This is a genomic window from Nocardia sp. N2S4-5 (genome assembly GCF_044628355.1).
GTDB lineage: Bacteria > Actinomycetota > Actinomycetes > Mycobacteriales > Mycobacteriaceae > Nocardia > Nocardia wallacei_B.
The window spans coordinates 6,991,400-7,006,552 of the sequence record NZ_JBIUPM010000001.1 but is presented as its reverse complement, the minus strand read 5'-3'; the positions used below and the strand labels follow the sequence as shown (position 1 = coordinate 7,006,552).

Annotated in this window: 18 protein-coding genes and 1 pseudogene; 14 read left to right on the top strand and 5 right to left on the bottom strand. The window is 65.4% G+C overall.

Annotated elements, in window-relative coordinates:
• Positions 1 to 100 precede the first annotated feature (100 nt).
• From ACFMRZ_RS32450 to ACFMRZ_RS32390, 13 genes and pseudogenes are all read left to right on the top strand, one after another.
• The gene (locus ACFMRZ_RS32450) at positions 101 to 1,198 is read left to right on the top strand and encodes a phage portal protein (RefSeq protein ID WP_400182043.1); all 1,098 of its coding nucleotides are present in this window, start codon (positions 101 to 103) and stop codon (positions 1,196 to 1,198) included.
• Positions 1,195 to 1,764, top strand: a pseudogene (locus ACFMRZ_RS32445) (M15 family metallopeptidase); the annotation flags it as partial. The gene ACFMRZ_RS32450 and the pseudogene ACFMRZ_RS32445, both read left to right, overlap by 4 nt.
• A 200-nt stretch (positions 1,765 to 1,964) precedes the next feature.
• A complete protein-coding gene (locus ACFMRZ_RS32440) occupies positions 1,965 to 2,114 on the top strand; it encodes a hypothetical protein (protein ID WP_400182042.1) in 150 nt (49 codons plus the stop codon).
• Entirely contained in the window at positions 2,111 to 2,398 is a 288-nt protein-coding gene (locus ACFMRZ_RS32435; RefSeq protein ID WP_400182041.1) for a hypothetical protein, read from the top strand. Before ACFMRZ_RS32440 ends, ACFMRZ_RS32435 begins: the two co-directional genes overlap by 4 nt.
• Positions 2,395 to 3,942, top strand: coding sequence for a hypothetical protein (locus tag ACFMRZ_RS32430; RefSeq protein ID WP_400182040.1), 1,548 nt, complete (start codon positions 2,395 to 2,397; stop codon positions 3,940 to 3,942). The genes ACFMRZ_RS32435 and ACFMRZ_RS32430 overlap by 4 nt, the downstream gene beginning before the upstream one ends.
• A complete protein-coding gene (locus ACFMRZ_RS32425; RefSeq protein WP_400182039.1) occupies positions 3,942 to 4,277 on the top strand; it encodes a hypothetical protein in 336 nt (111 codons plus the stop codon). The genes ACFMRZ_RS32430 and ACFMRZ_RS32425 overlap by 1 nt, the downstream gene beginning before the upstream one ends.
• Entirely contained in the window at positions 4,277 to 4,627 is a 351-nt protein-coding gene (locus ACFMRZ_RS32420; protein WP_400182038.1) for a hypothetical protein, read from the top strand. The genes ACFMRZ_RS32425 and ACFMRZ_RS32420 overlap by 1 nt, the downstream gene beginning before the upstream one ends.
• 12 nt (positions 4,628 to 4,639) lie before the next feature.
• Complete coding sequence (locus ACFMRZ_RS32415; RefSeq protein ID WP_400182037.1) at positions 4,640 to 5,056, top strand: hypothetical protein; 417 nt, start codon at positions 4,640 to 4,642, stop codon at positions 5,054 to 5,056.
• Entirely contained in the window at positions 5,056 to 5,403 is a 348-nt protein-coding gene (locus ACFMRZ_RS32410; RefSeq protein ID WP_400182036.1) for a hypothetical protein, read from the top strand. The genes ACFMRZ_RS32415 and ACFMRZ_RS32410 overlap by 1 nt, the downstream gene beginning before the upstream one ends.
• Positions 5,404 to 5,407: 4 nt before the next feature.
• A complete protein-coding gene (locus ACFMRZ_RS32405) occupies positions 5,408 to 5,707 on the top strand; it encodes a hypothetical protein (RefSeq protein ID WP_400182035.1) in 300 nt (99 codons plus the stop codon).
• Positions 5,708 to 5,914: 207 nt separating this feature from the next.
• Complete coding sequence (locus ACFMRZ_RS32400) at positions 5,915 to 7,567, top strand: hypothetical protein (RefSeq protein WP_400182034.1); 1,653 nt, start codon at positions 5,915 to 5,917, stop codon at positions 7,565 to 7,567.
• Positions 7,567 to 8,946 (top strand): hypothetical protein, encoded by a 1,380-nt coding sequence (locus ACFMRZ_RS32395; RefSeq protein ID WP_400182033.1) that lies wholly within the window; start codon positions 7,567 to 7,569, stop codon positions 8,944 to 8,946. Before ACFMRZ_RS32400 ends, ACFMRZ_RS32395 begins: the two co-directional genes overlap by 1 nt.
• A gap of 5 nt (positions 8,947 to 8,951) precedes the next feature.
• Positions 8,952 to 9,923, top strand: coding sequence for a hypothetical protein (locus ACFMRZ_RS32390; RefSeq protein WP_400182032.1), 972 nt, complete (start codon positions 8,952 to 8,954; stop codon positions 9,921 to 9,923).
• On the opposite strand, the gene ACFMRZ_RS32385 is transcribed toward ACFMRZ_RS32390, so the two are convergent.
• Positions 9,920 to 10,228 carry a hypothetical protein gene (locus ACFMRZ_RS32385; RefSeq protein WP_400182031.1) on the bottom strand — a complete coding sequence of 103 codons (309 nt, stop codon included), beginning with the start codon at positions 10,226 to 10,228 and terminating at the stop codon, positions 9,920 to 9,922. The two genes, ACFMRZ_RS32390 and ACFMRZ_RS32385, sit on opposite strands and share 4 nt — an antisense overlap.
• A 469-nt stretch (positions 10,229 to 10,697) precedes the next feature.
• Between ACFMRZ_RS32385 and ACFMRZ_RS32380 the strand changes: the two genes are divergently transcribed.
• Positions 10,698 to 11,675 (top strand): helix-turn-helix domain-containing protein, encoded by a 978-nt coding sequence (locus ACFMRZ_RS32380; RefSeq protein ID WP_400183022.1) that lies wholly within the window; start codon positions 10,698 to 10,700, stop codon positions 11,673 to 11,675.
• An 84-nt stretch (positions 11,676 to 11,759) separates the two neighbouring features.
• Here ACFMRZ_RS32380 and ACFMRZ_RS32375 read toward each other — a convergent pair whose 3' ends face one another.
• From ACFMRZ_RS32375 to ACFMRZ_RS32360, 4 genes are all read right to left on the bottom strand, one after another.
• Entirely contained in the window at positions 11,760 to 12,491 is a 732-nt protein-coding gene (locus ACFMRZ_RS32375; protein ID WP_400182030.1) for a tyrosine-type recombinase/integrase, read from the bottom strand.
• A 194-nt stretch (positions 12,492 to 12,685) separates the two neighbouring features.
• Positions 12,686 to 13,231, bottom strand: coding sequence for a hypothetical protein (locus ACFMRZ_RS32370; protein WP_400182029.1), 546 nt, complete (start codon positions 13,229 to 13,231; stop codon positions 12,686 to 12,688).
• 190 nt (positions 13,232 to 13,421) lie between these two features.
• Positions 13,422 to 14,723 carry a tyrosine-type recombinase/integrase gene (locus ACFMRZ_RS32365; RefSeq protein ID WP_400182028.1) on the bottom strand — a complete coding sequence of 434 codons (1,302 nt, stop codon included), beginning with the start codon at positions 14,721 to 14,723 and terminating at the stop codon, positions 13,422 to 13,424.
• 26 nt (positions 14,724 to 14,749) lie between these two features.
• On the bottom strand, positions 14,750 to 15,022 hold the full coding sequence (locus ACFMRZ_RS32360; protein WP_400183021.1) for a helix-turn-helix transcriptional regulator: 273 nt from the start codon (positions 15,020 to 15,022) through the stop codon (positions 14,750 to 14,752).
• Positions 15,023 to 15,153 lie beyond the last annotated feature (131 nt).

Here is a 15,153-nt window from a genome sequence, read left to right as displayed (position 1 = left end):
CGCGGCGCGCACGGTGAGATACAGGCCGCGCGACGCGCCGTGAAGGCGTCCATTGCGGCGCTGCATCGGGAACGTAGACACCGCCTCGAGACTGGGTCGCGTGGGACTCAGAGACACACTTCGGGCGCTGGCCGACGCGCCCGCGCGGATCGCGGCGGCGAATAACGCGCTGTCGGGTCCGGCGTCGCCGTGGGCGCAGTGGCCGAACCATCTGGCCTACATCGACCTACCGGAATGGGCGGCGGGCCATGACTGGCCGCTGACGCGTACCGAGGCGCTGCGCGTGCCCGCGATCGCGCGTGCGCGGCGGTTGTTGTGCGGCACGATCGGACGGCTACCGATGCGGGTATGCGGTCCCGACGGCGCACCGGTAGACCCGCAACCGCGTTGGCTGGACCGCTCCGACCGAACGCTGTCGGCGTTCAAACGCACATCGCTGGTCGTGGACGACTTGATGTTCTACGGGTGGGCCCTGCTGGCTGTCGAGCGCGACGGCGCGAACGCGGTGGCAGCCCTGGACTATGTGCCGTGGACGCGGTGGGAGTTCGACCCGGACGGGCACGTGCTGATCGACGGGCAACGCGCGAACCCCGGCGCGGTCGCCCTGGTGCCCGGCGTGGACGAAGGCTTGCTCGCCTACGGGTCGCGCGCGATCCGGCACGCGGACGCGTTGACCGCGATCGCCGAACGCGCGGCGGCCACACCGGTACCCAATATCGAGTTGCACGACATTTCCGATCGACCGATGAGCGGACCCGATATCAAGGCGCTGGTGTCCTCGTGGGCCGCCGCACGCCGGGGCGAGCACGGCGGCGTCGCCTACACCAACAAGTCGATCGAAGTAAAGCCGCACGGCCAACAGAACGCGGATTTGTTGATCGAGGCCCGTAACGCGGCGGTGGTGGATATTGCTCGCGCCGTGGGGATTCCGGCCGCGATGCTCGACGCCACGGCCGCACAAGCCGCGCTCACCTACGAGACCAGCGCCGGGCGTAACGCCGAATTCGTCGACTACGGGCTGTCGCCATTCATGGCCGCGCTGTGCGCGCGGCTGGGCATGGATGACATCACCGCCCCCGGTGAACACGTCGAAATCGATCTGACCGGGTTCACCTCGCTGCGCCCGCCGGATGCTGCCGCCCCAGACGACGGCGCGGACCCGCAACCGCCCGCCCCCGAACGATTGGCGCGCCCATGAGTTTCCGCACCGTCTACGGCAACACGCACTCCGAAAACGGTTGGCGCATGGTCGATCGCGACGAATGCGTGGTGGCCAACCCGCTGCCGTGGACCGACACCGCACCCATTCGCGCCGGGTTGCCCGCGACGATTCTCAACGCGTGGTTGCTCTGGTATCACCGCAACGTCGAGGCGATCGCATCCCCGGTGTGGGGATGGTCTCCGACCAACGACGTACCCGACAGCAACCACCTGTCCGGCACCGCCGTGGACATCAACGCACCCCGCTACCCGTGGGGGCAGCGCACCATGCCGCAGGATCGAATTGCCAAAGTGCGCAAGGGTTTAGAGCGTTTCGGTGGGTGCGTGTTCTGGGGTGCGGACTGGTCGCGCGCGGACGAAATGCACTACCAGATCGCCTACGCCGACGGTAACCCGCGCCTGATCACCCTGGCCGAACGGCTCGACGCCGGATATCTCGGCATCTACCCCACCACACCGACCAGTGAGGACGACATGACCGACGAGGAACGCACGATGCTGCGCGATGTCCACCGTGAACTCACCCAGGTCTACCCGTCGCGGTCGAAATACCGCACCGATGACAGTGGCGTGGACACCCTGGCCGGAATGGTCTTGAACGTGGACGCACGCGTTCACGAACTGTCGGTGGAGCGTGCCGCATTGCTCGGTGTCCCCGACGCGGTGGCAGTGGTGCGCCGGTTGGCCGATGCCGGGGACGCGGGCGCGCGTGCCGTGCTCGCGCAGATCGAGGGGCACTAGTGATGTGGTTCCTGGTCCTGACATTCGCGATCGCCACGGGCGCGCTGGTGGTGTCCTCCGGGGTGCTGTTACTGCTGATGGCGGTCGTGAATGCGGTCACCGCGGAACGACCCCGCCCGGCGCACGCACGCACGGGAACACGTCGACCGTGACCGGGCCCCGGCCGCTGCGCCCGCAGTCACCGCAGCCGACACAGTGCACGCACCCGACGCGCACCACCGTGCGCTCGACGGCCGCGACGCTGGTCGGTCTCGGACCGTTGGTGCCGCTGCTGGTGACCCACCTCGGGCAGACGCGCGCCGCGCTCGTGCTGGCCGCCGCGCTGGCCGGAAACGCCATCATCACCAGGGTTCTGGCGATACCGGAGGTAGAGCAGTGGCTACGGGCCGTCGCCCCGCTGCTGGCCGCCGCGACGAAACCGAAGGGGCCACGATGACAACCACCGTCACGACCGGGCACGCGGTATTCAGCGATCGCGGACGCCGCGAAATCACCGGTGTCGCGGTCACGTTCGGGGTGCTCGGCAACGGGTCGGTCGGGCCGACGAGGTTCGCCCCCGGATCGATTGTCGTTCCCTCAGACCTCAAGCGCGTCAAGCTGTTTCGTGATCACCGCGACCGGTACGGCATCGGTACGCCGGTGGGTTGGCTGACGCACGTCGAGAACCGCCCCGATGGGCTGTATTGCACGTTCGCCATCGGTGAGGGCCCCGACGGGGACCAGGCGCTCACCGACGCGCAAGGGGTGCGTGACGGGCTGTCGATCGAGATCGACGGCCGATTGGATCGCGGCCCGGACGGCACGGTGCGCCGCGCCCAGCTCGCCGCCGTCGCCTTGGTACCGACTCCCGCGTTCGCCGACGCCCGCGTGTTGACCGTCACCTATTCCGACCACCCCCAGGAGATGACAGTGACCGAGCAGACCACCACCCCCGACGAGCAGACCACCACCGAGGACGAGCAGACCACGACCGTGGTCACCCCCGACCCCGGCAACGGTGTGCCGCGCACGGAGCCGACTCCGGCACCGGCCCCGACCGAAGTCGCGCCGATCGCGTTCGCCGCGTCCGCGCGCCGTCCGGTCGGTGTGCAGGTCATCGAGCGGGCCCCGACGTTCGGACAGGTAGCCGACTACCTGCAAAACGTGATGCGTGGCGAAGCCCCCACCGCGTCGTTCGCGCTGGCCGACATCACCTCTACCGCGTTCACCCCGACCGTGACGCAACCGGCCTGGCTGGGTGAGTTGTGGAGCGGCGCGGCGTATCAGCGCACGATCATCCCGCTACTGACCAACCGGGCATTGACCAACTGGAAGATGGTCGGGTGGCGGTGGGTCACCCGGCCCGCCGTCGCGAAGTACACCGGTAACAAGACCGAGATTCCGACGAACACCCCGACCACCGAACCCGTGGACGTGGAGGCCGGTCGGTGGGCTGCCGGGTGGGACTTCGACCGAAAGTTCTTGGATTTCAACGACTCTGAGTTCATGGCGTCGTTCCTGCGCGCGGCTGTGGAGGATTACGCCTACCAGACCGACGCCGACGCGGCAGCATTCGTAGTCGCGAACGCAACCCAGATCGCAGGCACCGCACCGGATTTGCTGCGCGCGGTGGCACGCGGCAACCAAGCGGTGTTGCGTGGCACACGGGGCCGCGCATCGTTCGCCCTGGTCAACGATGCGGACATGGAATCGCTGTTGGACTTCGCGCAGCTCGACGCCCCGGCGTTCCTGGCGCAGCTCGGTATCCGGCCGGAAGCGTTCGTGCCGTCGGAGCTGGTGCCCGCCGGAACGGTGATCGTGGGCGCGAAACCAGCCGTGACGTTCTACGAACTGCCAGGATCACCGATCCGCGTCGACGCGATCGACCTGGCGCGCGGCGGTATCGATCGCGCGGTATTCGGCTACACCGCACATCTGCTCACCAGGGCCGCCGGACTGGTAAAAGTCAGTTGGGCGAAGCCTGCTGAGCCGGGCGTGTAATGACCGAACCGCTGACCACACCGGAACTCGTGCGCGCCTATCTGGCGTTGGACGAGGACGGCGCGGCCGTCGATACCGCCTACCTCGAGGCGACAGCCAACGCTGTCGCCTCGAGGGTGGCGACATGGTTGGACGCACCCGCCGACGGCGCACCGTGGGCCGCCCACCTGCGCCACGGCGCGACGATGCTGGCCGCGCGGATGTGGCGACGGCGCGGCACCCCGTCGGGAGTGGAGTCGGCCGGGGAGTTCGGCGCGTTCTACGTGATGCGCAACGATCCCGATATCGCGGCCATGATCGGACTCGGCAACCACTTGCCCCCGAAGGTCGGATGATGCCCGACGTATCCGAGACCATGACCGAAATAGTGGATACCCTTCGGGCACAAGGGATTCGCGCGAACCTCGATCCGGCGAAACTGAATCCGCCGTGTGCGTGGGTGCAGCCGACCCAGATCGAACACACCTTGCTCGGGGGCGGTGTCGTGCTGACGGTCGCGGTGTGGCTGATCGCGACCGACCGGCCACCCGACATCACGCACGCCGCGCTGTCGGCGTTGCTGAGTCGCGCCCTGGTGGTGCTCGAGCCCACCGAACCGACGGTGATCAATGAGGCGATCACCCTCACTCAATCGGGGCAACCGTTGCCCGCGTACCGGATCACCACCACCCGCGAAATCTGTTAGGAGACAACAACTATGCCTGTCAAGTCCTACAAGGTCGGCCCCGGAACGCTCAAGCTCGGCGAGACCGGCACCGAAACCGATTTCTCGTGCCAGTTCTCCGACATCGCACTTGTGCCGGGCAAGGACAGCGAAGACGCCTTGAAGGTGTTGTGCGGTGACACGATCCCCGGGGATGTGACCTACACGTGGACGCTCACCGGCACGTTGGTCCAAGACATCACCGACGCCGGTATCACCCTCTACACGCTGAGCAACGCGGGCAAGACGGTCCCGTTCCAGTACTCGCCGAAGTCGGACACCAACGGTTTCAGCGGATCACTGGTCATCGATCCGACCAAGATCGGCGGCGAAGTCGGCAAAACCGCCACGGCCGATTTCGAGTGGGATGTGGTCGGGTTGCCGCAACTGGTGCCACCGGCGACACCGTAATGCCCGGCCGGTTGGACGGGCACGCCCGCTTCACTCGCACCACGGCCACCGCACAGCGCGGAATGCGGTCGACCGAACCGAGCAAACGCGCGGCGCGGATCGCCGCGCGCGCGGCCCGTGCCGCCGCACCTCGGGCGAGCGGACGGTTACGCCGCTCGATCCGCGCCGACGGGCCGACCGTCGTCACACATTCCGTGTACGCGGCCGTACAGAACTTTGGGTGGCCCGCCCGCAACATCCGTGCGCAACCGTTCTTCTACGACCACATGCGCGCCGTAGAACCGTTGTGGCTCAACGAATTCGAACGAAACCGTGATATCGCGCTCGGGCGCGTGAGAGGAGTGTGACCCCGTGGGCAAGCTGCAACGCATCACCGTGGATGTGCTGATGGTCGACGGCACCGAGCACACCGGAATCGAGATCATCGGCGCGGACCGGCAACGCTGGTCGGAAGTCGCGCCCCGCCACAAATGGCCCACCCAGCAAGACGACCCGGACCTGTGGTTGCGGTTCCTGTGCTGGGCGGCGCTGTATCGACTTCGGCTGTACCCACAGGGCTACGACTCGTTCTGTGGCGACGTGAGCGTGTACGAGCTGGACGAGTCCGCCGGTGAGGTGGACCCTACCCCGCCGACGACTACGGCCGCCTAGTCGTCGGACTGGCGATCGCCACCGGAACCGACCCGGATGTGTGGTGGCGACAGCCCCCGGCCGCGATCGCGACGGCACTGGAAATTCTGGAAACCCAAGCGGCGGAGGTGAAACGTGGCGCGAGGTAGTACCGCAGTACTCGCAGTGCGCATAGTCAGCAGACTCACGGGTTCTGGTTTCCGCCGCGCCCAGGCCGAAGCTGATCGGTTGGCCCGCAGCGCGGTAGCGGCTGGACGCGCAATCGACCGCATCGGGCGCGCGACGACCAAGGCCGCCGCGCTGACCGGTGCGCTCGCCGCTGCCGCCGGTGCGGTCGGGTCGGTGGGTATCGGGTTGCTCGCGCTCGGTGCGCTCGCCGCCCCGGCGATCGCGGCCGTAGCGCTGGGACTCGACGGCATCAAACAGGCCGCACAAGCCGCCGCGCCCGCGTTCGGTCGTCTGAAACAAGCTGTATCACAAACCTTTTCAACGGAACTGGCAGGGACGTTCACCCAAGTCGGTGACATTCTGGACCGCATCACCCCGGCCATGCAACGCGTTGCCTCGTCGGTGGCATCGGTGGCATCGGCCGTCGTCGGGCAACTCGCCGGGCCCGGCGCGGCGGCCCTGGACCAATTGCTGGACGGGGCACAGAAATTCATTGCCGCGCTCGGGCCCGGTCTGGCTCAGCTCACCCAAGGAATCTTGTCGATCGGTGCGGCGGCGGCCCCCGTCGCGGACAAGCTCGGGGCCGCGTTCGGTGGGGCGCTCGGGGCGATCGGTGCCGCGTTCGAACGACTGGCCGCCGACGGCACACTCACGCGGTTGGTCGACGGGTTCGCCGACGCGTTGACCGGACTCGGGTCGCTGCTGGGCCCGGTGGTCGAACTGCTCGGGCGTCTCGGCGCGGTGATAGGGCCCGTGCTCGGGCGGTTGTTCACCGCACTGGGAACCGCGATCGAGGGAATGACACCCGCACTCGAACAGATGGCAGGCATCATCGGTACCGCCCTGGTGCAGGTGTTCGACGCCCTGGCCCCCGTGCTGCCCGTCGTCGCGCAAGCGTTCGCGCAGCTGCTCGCCGCGCTGGCCCCACTGATTCCGCCGCTGGCGCAGCTGGCCGCTATCCTAGTGACCGGTCTGGCACAGTTCGTGTCCGCGCTTGCGCCCGCGTTTCAGCAAGTGGCACAAGCACTTTCAGCCGCACTGCTGCCGCTGCTGCCGGTGATAGCGTCGCTGTTCACCCAACTAGCGCCGGTCATGGCGCAAGTCGCCGCCCAGGTGGGTGGGGCCCTGGTGCAGGCGATCAACACCGTGGCCCCGATACTGCCGCAACTGGTCTCGGCGTTCGTTGATCTGCTGGTGGCGGTGGTGCCGTTGCTGCCGACGTTCACTGTGCTGGTGGCGTCGCTGCTACCGCCGTTGGCGGATCTGCTGGTGCAGCTCTCGCCGCTGATCCTCACTCTCGTGGGTGCCGCAACCGCGCTCGCTCAGGTGATGGCGGGCGCGGTGTCCGCGAGCATGGGCGCGGTGTCGGCCGCGATCGGTGGTGTCATCTCCGCGATTTCCAGCCTGATCGGTTGGATAGGGCGAATCAAATGGCCGTCGCCGCCGTCCTGGCTGCACTTCGCCGCGACCCCCGGCGCGAGCTTCGCCGCCCCGCCACCGGTGCCGACCTTCGCCGCCGGTGGTTTGGCCACGGCGTTCGCTCCCACCGGCGGGGCCCCGGTCGGGCCCACGGTGATGCAGACGGTGAACATCACCGTCGAAGGGGCGATAGACCCGCAAGGGGTTGCCCGCACCATTCGGGGCGTGCTCACCGACGACGCGCGGCTACGCGGCATGACCGGTTCCCGCAACATCGCGACAGTGAGCGGCTGATGCCCAGGATCATGCCGCAACCCTGGATCGTGCTCGACGGTGCCGCGCTGCCACGCAACGGCGGGCGTGGCACCGCCACCAACGTCGCCATTGACGAACTCGTGTTGACGTGGGGCCGCCTCGCCGAAGACGAATCGGTGGCCGCCGCGACAGCTACGGCCCGCATCTGGGTGCCGCTCGGTGATCTGAATTTCACCCGCACACTCGTCGGCCGACCGATGCTGTTGCAATGGGATCACCAGAGCACCACGTTTCAATTCTTCACCGGCCGCGTTTCCTCGTACCGCATCGCAGTCGGCCCGCACCCCGGCGTTCCGGCAGAACTCTCACGCGGATTCATAGTCACCCTCACCGGAAGCGATAAAATCGCCGATCTGGTCAATATCGAATTCGGACCGAACACTCTGTCACACAACGACAACATGCTCATCCGGGCGAACCTCATCAAAGACAACGCCAATACGGGCGGTGTCTCCCTCGAGGGCGTCTATTTCGAACCACAAACCACCGAATGGCCGTGCGGAATATACGACACCCAAGGAACTAATCTGCGCCAATGGATGGACGCTTTCTACATGGCGTTGGGTAACTGGTGGACCTACTGCCATGATCAGAACACGATCCGAGGAGTTCGCCGGTGGGTCGATCCACAGACGCGATACTGGTACGCCTACACCGATGCCGACGCGCGCCACCGCGCGGTTGTCACCTACCGGCCGGATAACAATGTGTACGACGGAATAACCTATGAATCCAGTTTCATGCCGGGGCGAGAATGCTATTTCGACAATGGCTCCGCGGAACTGGATTCGACCACTTCATCCGCTATAAACACGATCGCCGCGGACTACAAGACGCCCAGTGATGCCGATGCAATTCTCATCGTGGACGGGTCCGACGGTGGGCGGCGGCGCACCATGCGATATACCTCCTGGTTGTCGGCCCCGAACATTATCGAACAGGTCGGCAACGATTTATATTCGATGTACTCCGGTAATATGCACCCGCCGAAACTTCCGCCGATCACATGGAATACCGGAATAAACGGCGGATTCCTGTCATTGGAAAACGCAAAATGCATGACACGCGCCTACGAGAATCCCGGCGAAATCGTCATAGGCGGTTCCGCATTGACGGCCGGACTGAATTTGAACAACCAAATACAGGCGTGCGGAGGCCGTATCACCTGGCGGCAAGATCATTGGGAAATCACCATCAACCCGAAATGGTGCGGAGACTACTCAAAGCACACACCGATCACATGGGCTAATTCACCCAGCGTGCCATTCGACGGACCGACCGTGTATTTAGACCCCGGTCTCACCGCATCCGATATGTACGACGTACCCGACCGAGTTGTTTACGTAGGTGAGGACTGATAACAATGGCCGGACAGACGCCCAATTACCAATTGCCCTACGCCACCGGAGACGACCCGGTGGCCAGCTACCCCACCCAGATCAGGGCGAGCATGGAAAAAGTCGACACCGTGCTCACTCAGATCAGCAAAGCGCCGGGCCCTGAGGGCCCCATCGGTCCGCAGGGCCCACAGGGCCCGATCGGACCCACCGGCCCCGTTGGCGCGCAAGGTCCCGAAGGGGCGCAGGGCCCCGCCGGACCGAAAGGCGACACCGGCGACGGCATCGCGTTGCGCGGGCACGTTGCCACGGCCGACCAGCTGCCCACATTGACCGCAGACGACGCGGGCGCGGCGTACACCACCGACGACGGGCACCTACATGTATGGGACGGGGCCGCTTGGCACGACCTCGGGGCCGTCGAGGGCCCGGAAGGGCCCACCGGACCGCAAGGGCCACAGGGCCCTACCGGTGCCACGGGCGCGGCCGGTGCCACCGGACCCACCGGACCGCAGGGCCCCGACGGGCCACAGGGGCCCGCCGGTACACCCGCCCTGGTCCCGTCGAGCGCATCGGCAATCCGCACGTCGGCACTCAACGTCAACAACGCACAGGACACAATCGTCACGTGGCAATCCGCAGAATGGGACTACCGTCCCGACGGCGCGGCGGCCCAGTACTCGAGCACCGGGCTCACGTGCCGCGTCGCCGGGCTCTACCTCATCGAAGCTGTATGGACATGGGCAGGCAACGACATCGGCCGCCGCGCAGTCAAGATCACCAAGAACAACACCGCCGCATCCGGGGCGATCCTGGCGAGCGCCGAGAACGCCAACGCATGGGACAACATCGTGCAGTGCTCCGGCGTCCGCCGTCTTGCAGCCAATGACGTTGTGCGCCTACTGGTTACACAAGACAGCGGCGGGGTTCTGTCGGGCGGTCAACAGATGTTCGCCGACGTACGCGGACGGCTCACCATGACCTACGTCAGGTCCTAATCCTGCCCACACTCGAGTTCGACCGGTGCGCCGTCTTCGCGGTCGCGCACCGAGAGCGGTTCGACATCAATAACGCGAGGATCGTTCAACTCGACCAGCCCGAAGGCGACGCCCGCACCGAGTTCGGCCATGTCGACCGGCGTCGCGAAGCCGTACTCGTCAACGACCGACCATCCGTCGGCGTCGTGAAGCAATGCCCTATACCCGGAGTCCTCCGGGTCGGAACTCATCGCGTACGCCCCGAATCGGGCACGAGTTTGCGCGCGTCCGCCAAGAATTGGAACGCTGCTGTCTTCGCTGCGCACTCACCGACGTTGCACTCCCGATGTACCTGCATCGCGTTATGCGCAGCCGTGATGCTGGAACGGGGCCAGTCGCGATTGCGGCAATCAACCCTGGCTATGAGCGCTTCATCCCATCTCATCCCACACCCCATCGGTTCGTTGGTGAATCCCGGTGCCGGGGGACTCGACACCCGGCACCGGGACGATTCGGGCGCGGTCGCCCACTTACGGACGGCATCGGCGAACTGCTCGACCGTCTCCGCTGGTGCGCCGGAGTACGCAACCGACGGACCGACGAACGGAATCCGTTGCGGTAGTGCTTGATGTTCGTTAGCTATGCCGGGCTTCATACCCACCAGCGTGCGTTGTGCGTCTGCATGGCTCCCCTGTTTGCTGGTTGTCGTCTGGTTAGCACCCGCCACCGGAGACCGACACCCGGTGGCGGGGCTGAAAGACACGCTATGCGTGCGTAATCGGGGTGAATACGGATATGGTGTTGACATGTGTTTGCTGTCGGCCGACGCGGGAGGGACCCATGGAACCTGGCTCGCTGCTCCGCACTGCCCGTGAGGCGGCGGGTGTGGGACTACGCGAAATTGCCCGGCGGACCCACTACTCTGCGGCGTATCTATCCCTGATTGAGTCCGGCAAGCGTGCGGTGCCTGCCGCTGTGCTCGCGGCATACGAAAAAGCGTTGGATTCGACCTTGGAACGGCTCACGGCCGTGGCTAAGTCACCCGCCAGCGTGGACACTGCTGCACTGGAAGACGTGGCGGTGATGTTGGCGGCTACTCGCCGTATCGAAGACGCAACCGGGGCTGTCGCGGTGCTCCCTGCGGTGCGAGGTATGTCGGACATGGCCGAGACCTTCGCCCGTGAGGCGCGTACGGCACAGGCTACGGCGGCGGGTCTCGCATCGGAGATCGACCAGTACCGAGGATGGTTGGAGCACGCGACCGGGGGTGGCAGCGCCGCCCGGCGCAGCCTCCGCAACGCCGTGAACCTGGCTCAGCAATCCGGCGACCCGGACCGGCTTGCACACGGACTGTTCTTCACTACATACGTGACCATGGAGCGCGGTGACTACGGCGCCGCCGCCGCCTTGTCGGACGCCGCGCTGGCGGTACGAGGCGTGCATCCGGTTCTCGGTGTGTACGGCCGGTACCAGCGCGCCGAACTTCTTGCCCTGCAAGGTGAGTCACGGCAGGTGGGCAAGGCGCTGGCCCTGGCAGACAGGGGGGCGGAGTCGGCGGACAGCATCGAGCCGCCCGCGTCCGCCTACTGGTACGGGGCAGGGTTCTGGTCTGTGCATCGAGGCGTCGTGCTGGCACTGCTAGGGCGCAATGCCGACGCTGTGCGTGAGGCTGCGCAAGGGGTGGCGGCGATGCCCACCGAGCATCGTCGGACCGAATGGCTGGCCCTGATGCTGCGCCAAGTCGACCCGGAGATGCGCGCGCAGGATGCGTAAGGCCCCGATCCGAAGGGGACGGACCGGGGCCATTCAAAGATGCTAGTCGTACGAGGCCGTTTGGACCGTGGTGCGTCCCCGGGTTCAGTCGTACTGGGCTGCCTCGACGGTTGACCGCAAGTCTTCATGTCGTGTCTTCACGTACCGCCGTGTCGTGACAGGGCTCGCGTGCCCTAGCAAAGCCTGTACCACGAACAGATCCCGCTTGACGCGGTAGGTCCGGGTGCCGAACATGTGACGGAGTTGGTGCATGGTGTGGTCGTCGAATAGTCGGCCTATCAAAAAGCCGACGTGTCCGGGGGTCAAATGCCCGGCCCCGTGTCGGCCCGGAAAGAAATATCCGGTTCCGAGTACGCACAGTTCGCTTGCCAAATCATCCAGGAGCGGCACTGTGCGGTCTCTGCCTCCTTTGCCGTGTACGCGAATCCACCAGCCGTCGTCATCTTCTATGAGGTCCGACGAATGTGCTTGCGCGACTTCCCCTCTGCGCATCCCTGCCTCTGCTGATAGACGCAGCATCAACCGTTCGCGCGGTTCCGCCAGCATCAAAGAGTGGCGGTATACCCGGTACGGCGTCGGTCTCGCGTCGGGGGTCGTCATATGCACAACCGGCAGGTCAGCGGCAACGTTGTTGATAGCGTGTCCTTCCCGGACAGCGACGGCCCAAAAGGCGCGGAACGTCTGGTAGTAACTCCGGCGTGTTTCGGTCTGCCAGGTCTGCGCGCCTGCCCATTTGAACAGTTCGTCTCTGGTGACATCGGCTGGCGTCGGCAGGCCGGTGGCCCGGGCCAACCGCTGCATATGGCGCGCGCGCAATCGCACAGTATCAGCGCGCGCACCCCCGACTAGCAAACGAGTAGTGAACGAGTCGATGGCCGCTAACCAACCCGGGGGAGTTGCCCAAGGTGCTGGTCCAGGCTTATGTGACGAGCGATCCTGCCGTGTACCTCCCATGTAACCAAGGCTATTTGAAGGTTTAACAACAGCACGGCTACTAACGGAATTGTCGGTCATCGCGACGCCGCCGCCTGCCAGCGCTGCCGCGCTGCCTGCCGTGTCACGCCGAGTTCTCGCGCGATGTCCGTCCATGAGTACCCGGCTGCCCGAAGTCCGGCCACGACCTTACCCATTGCCTCATCGACCGAGTTCTGTAGCGCTACAAGCTCGGCGAGCGCTGCCGGATCGGCCGCGCCGACACGCCGCGCGTACGCCCGGATGATTCGCCGTGACAACGCGGCGAACTCCAGATTCTCAACGACGCTGCGACGGTTCGTTGTTGGCCCGTTTGCTGACGATGCGGAGTTGTCATCGGTGGTTTGTGCGTCCGCGTCGTTGCTAGCGACCGATTTCGGTATGAACTCGTGGTCGGTCGGAAGCTCGTCATGTAGCCAGTCGGAATGGTCGCAGACCGCACACAACCGGGGTGCCGGTGAGTCTTCGGCGGCATCCGACGACTTGTGGTTGCTGGCGTGTCGCTGATCTTGGTCGGTTACCCGACCGGTTACGGTGCGATCTACCCGAGTGTTGTTGTCGAACGGACAGACGGTGATGGACATGCGAACCCCATTTCAATCTCAGACCGAAATGGGTGGCTGTAACCGCAATAACTACGAACCGGCAGGTTTCTGGTTCGAGTCCAGATGGGGGAGCATAAAACGCCAGGTCAAGCGCTGACAGCCGAAAGCCCAGTCCGGTCGGACTGGGCTTTCACCAAGAACACGCCAAGAATTCAGCGCCGGGGTTTCGTCAGCTGGTCATTCCCAGCCCCAACCCAAGTTCCAGCACCGCCGACGAATCCGGTGCCTGCTCGGGCGACACGATGTAGTGCCGCTCGGTGACACTCTCACGCGAATGCCCCAGCTGCTTGGCGGCCGTCTTCGAATCCGATGCTTCGGCGATCAGCGTAGCGACGGTCTTCCGGAACGTGTACTGGGTAACGTCCTTGTACAGGGTGCCGCGTGCGTCCCGCCATGTCCGGTTGAAGTTGTGCGGATCGCGGAGCACTCGGCCCCTGCCGGGGAACACCAGCGGGACGTGATCCTCCACTTCCGTTACGGTGCCACCCACTTCGCGGAGCGCTTTCACCGCGCACATCCGCGCATGCTCCGGGTCGGCGTGCAACCGCTTCAGCATGCGGGTCGTGAACTCGGGAAGAGCGATGACTCGGTGTCCCGCGTCGGATTTGGTCCACTCCTGCCGAAACAATCCTTTGCCAGCGATCCTGACAACCGTCGCAGAGACGGTGAACGTCGCCGGTTCCGTCTCGAGATCGAACTGCGACCAGGAAGCCGCGAGCGCTTCTCCCGGCCGGACGCCAGAGCCGAGAATCAGGTCGGCAACATCCACGACGACCCGGCTCCGGCGGGGACCGTGCGTGTATGGGGGCGTTCCCGGGATCTCGTTGCCTGCCAGCCATTCCCGAAGCTGGGCGCGCAATCCCTCCAGACGTTCCCGCTCGATGGCGTGCGGTCTGGTCTTACGTCTGCGCATGCGCGAGGTGTCGCGCACGGGATTCTCCGGCAGGACGCCGTACCGGACCGCTGTCCCCATGACGCCGGTCAGGATGACTTTGTGCAATCGCGCCTTCGACTTCAGCCCGGCGGCGACGAGCGACTGGATGTGTTCATCGAGTCGGCCCGTGTCGGCTTCCCAGACACGGAGGTTGCCGAGAGCAGGCCGTAGTTTGACTGTGTGCGTGGCGGCGCGCTTGTCGTCGCTCGCGTCTATCTCGCGCTTGTACAGGTCATACGACTGCTGGCTTACACCTTCGTCTCGTTTCATCTCGTCGAGCCACATGTCCATCAGAACCGTAAGCCGGGCATCCCGGGTGACCTTGCCGCGCGTGCGGCCCTTGTACTGTCGCTGACGGGCTGAGAGTTTCTTCCTCAGCCCGTTCTTGGCCTTGTTCTCTGTCGACCCGAAGGCGTCCACGAGACGGTTTCTGCCGTCGTAGTCTCGGAACGTGGCCCACGCCCTCCAATTCCCGTCGTCCTGTTCCTTGGTGCCGATATCGCCGTAGGTGCCGAGTTCGGTGGCTGCTCTTGGCATTGGACTTCCCCTTTCTTCGGCGTGGTTTACGCGGCCTCGGGCTGTTCTTCGGTGTGGACCATGTGGGCCGCGAGATAGGCGTCCAGATCCGTTATCTGGTACATGCACGCGGTACCGGACGGCTTCGAGTAGCGGGGACCATGCCCCTTGGCAGCCCAGTTCGCCAAGGTTCGAGGGTGGACGCCTAGATAGTCGCCCGCTTCCTCCCGTGTGAGCCACCGTTTGCCGTCGATATCGCCCGACCGCGAACCGACACATCGGCGCGATCGACGGGATTCTTCTCGGCCGTGTATCGGCATAATCGTTCCTCCTAAGGCTTTTTCGTTCATCGCCACTCCTTCTTCCGGCGGTACCTTCCCGACTTCGGGCGGGAATGGTTCCCGGGCTTCTTTCGCGTCGCCATCGGATATCGGAGACGTCACTCATTCCG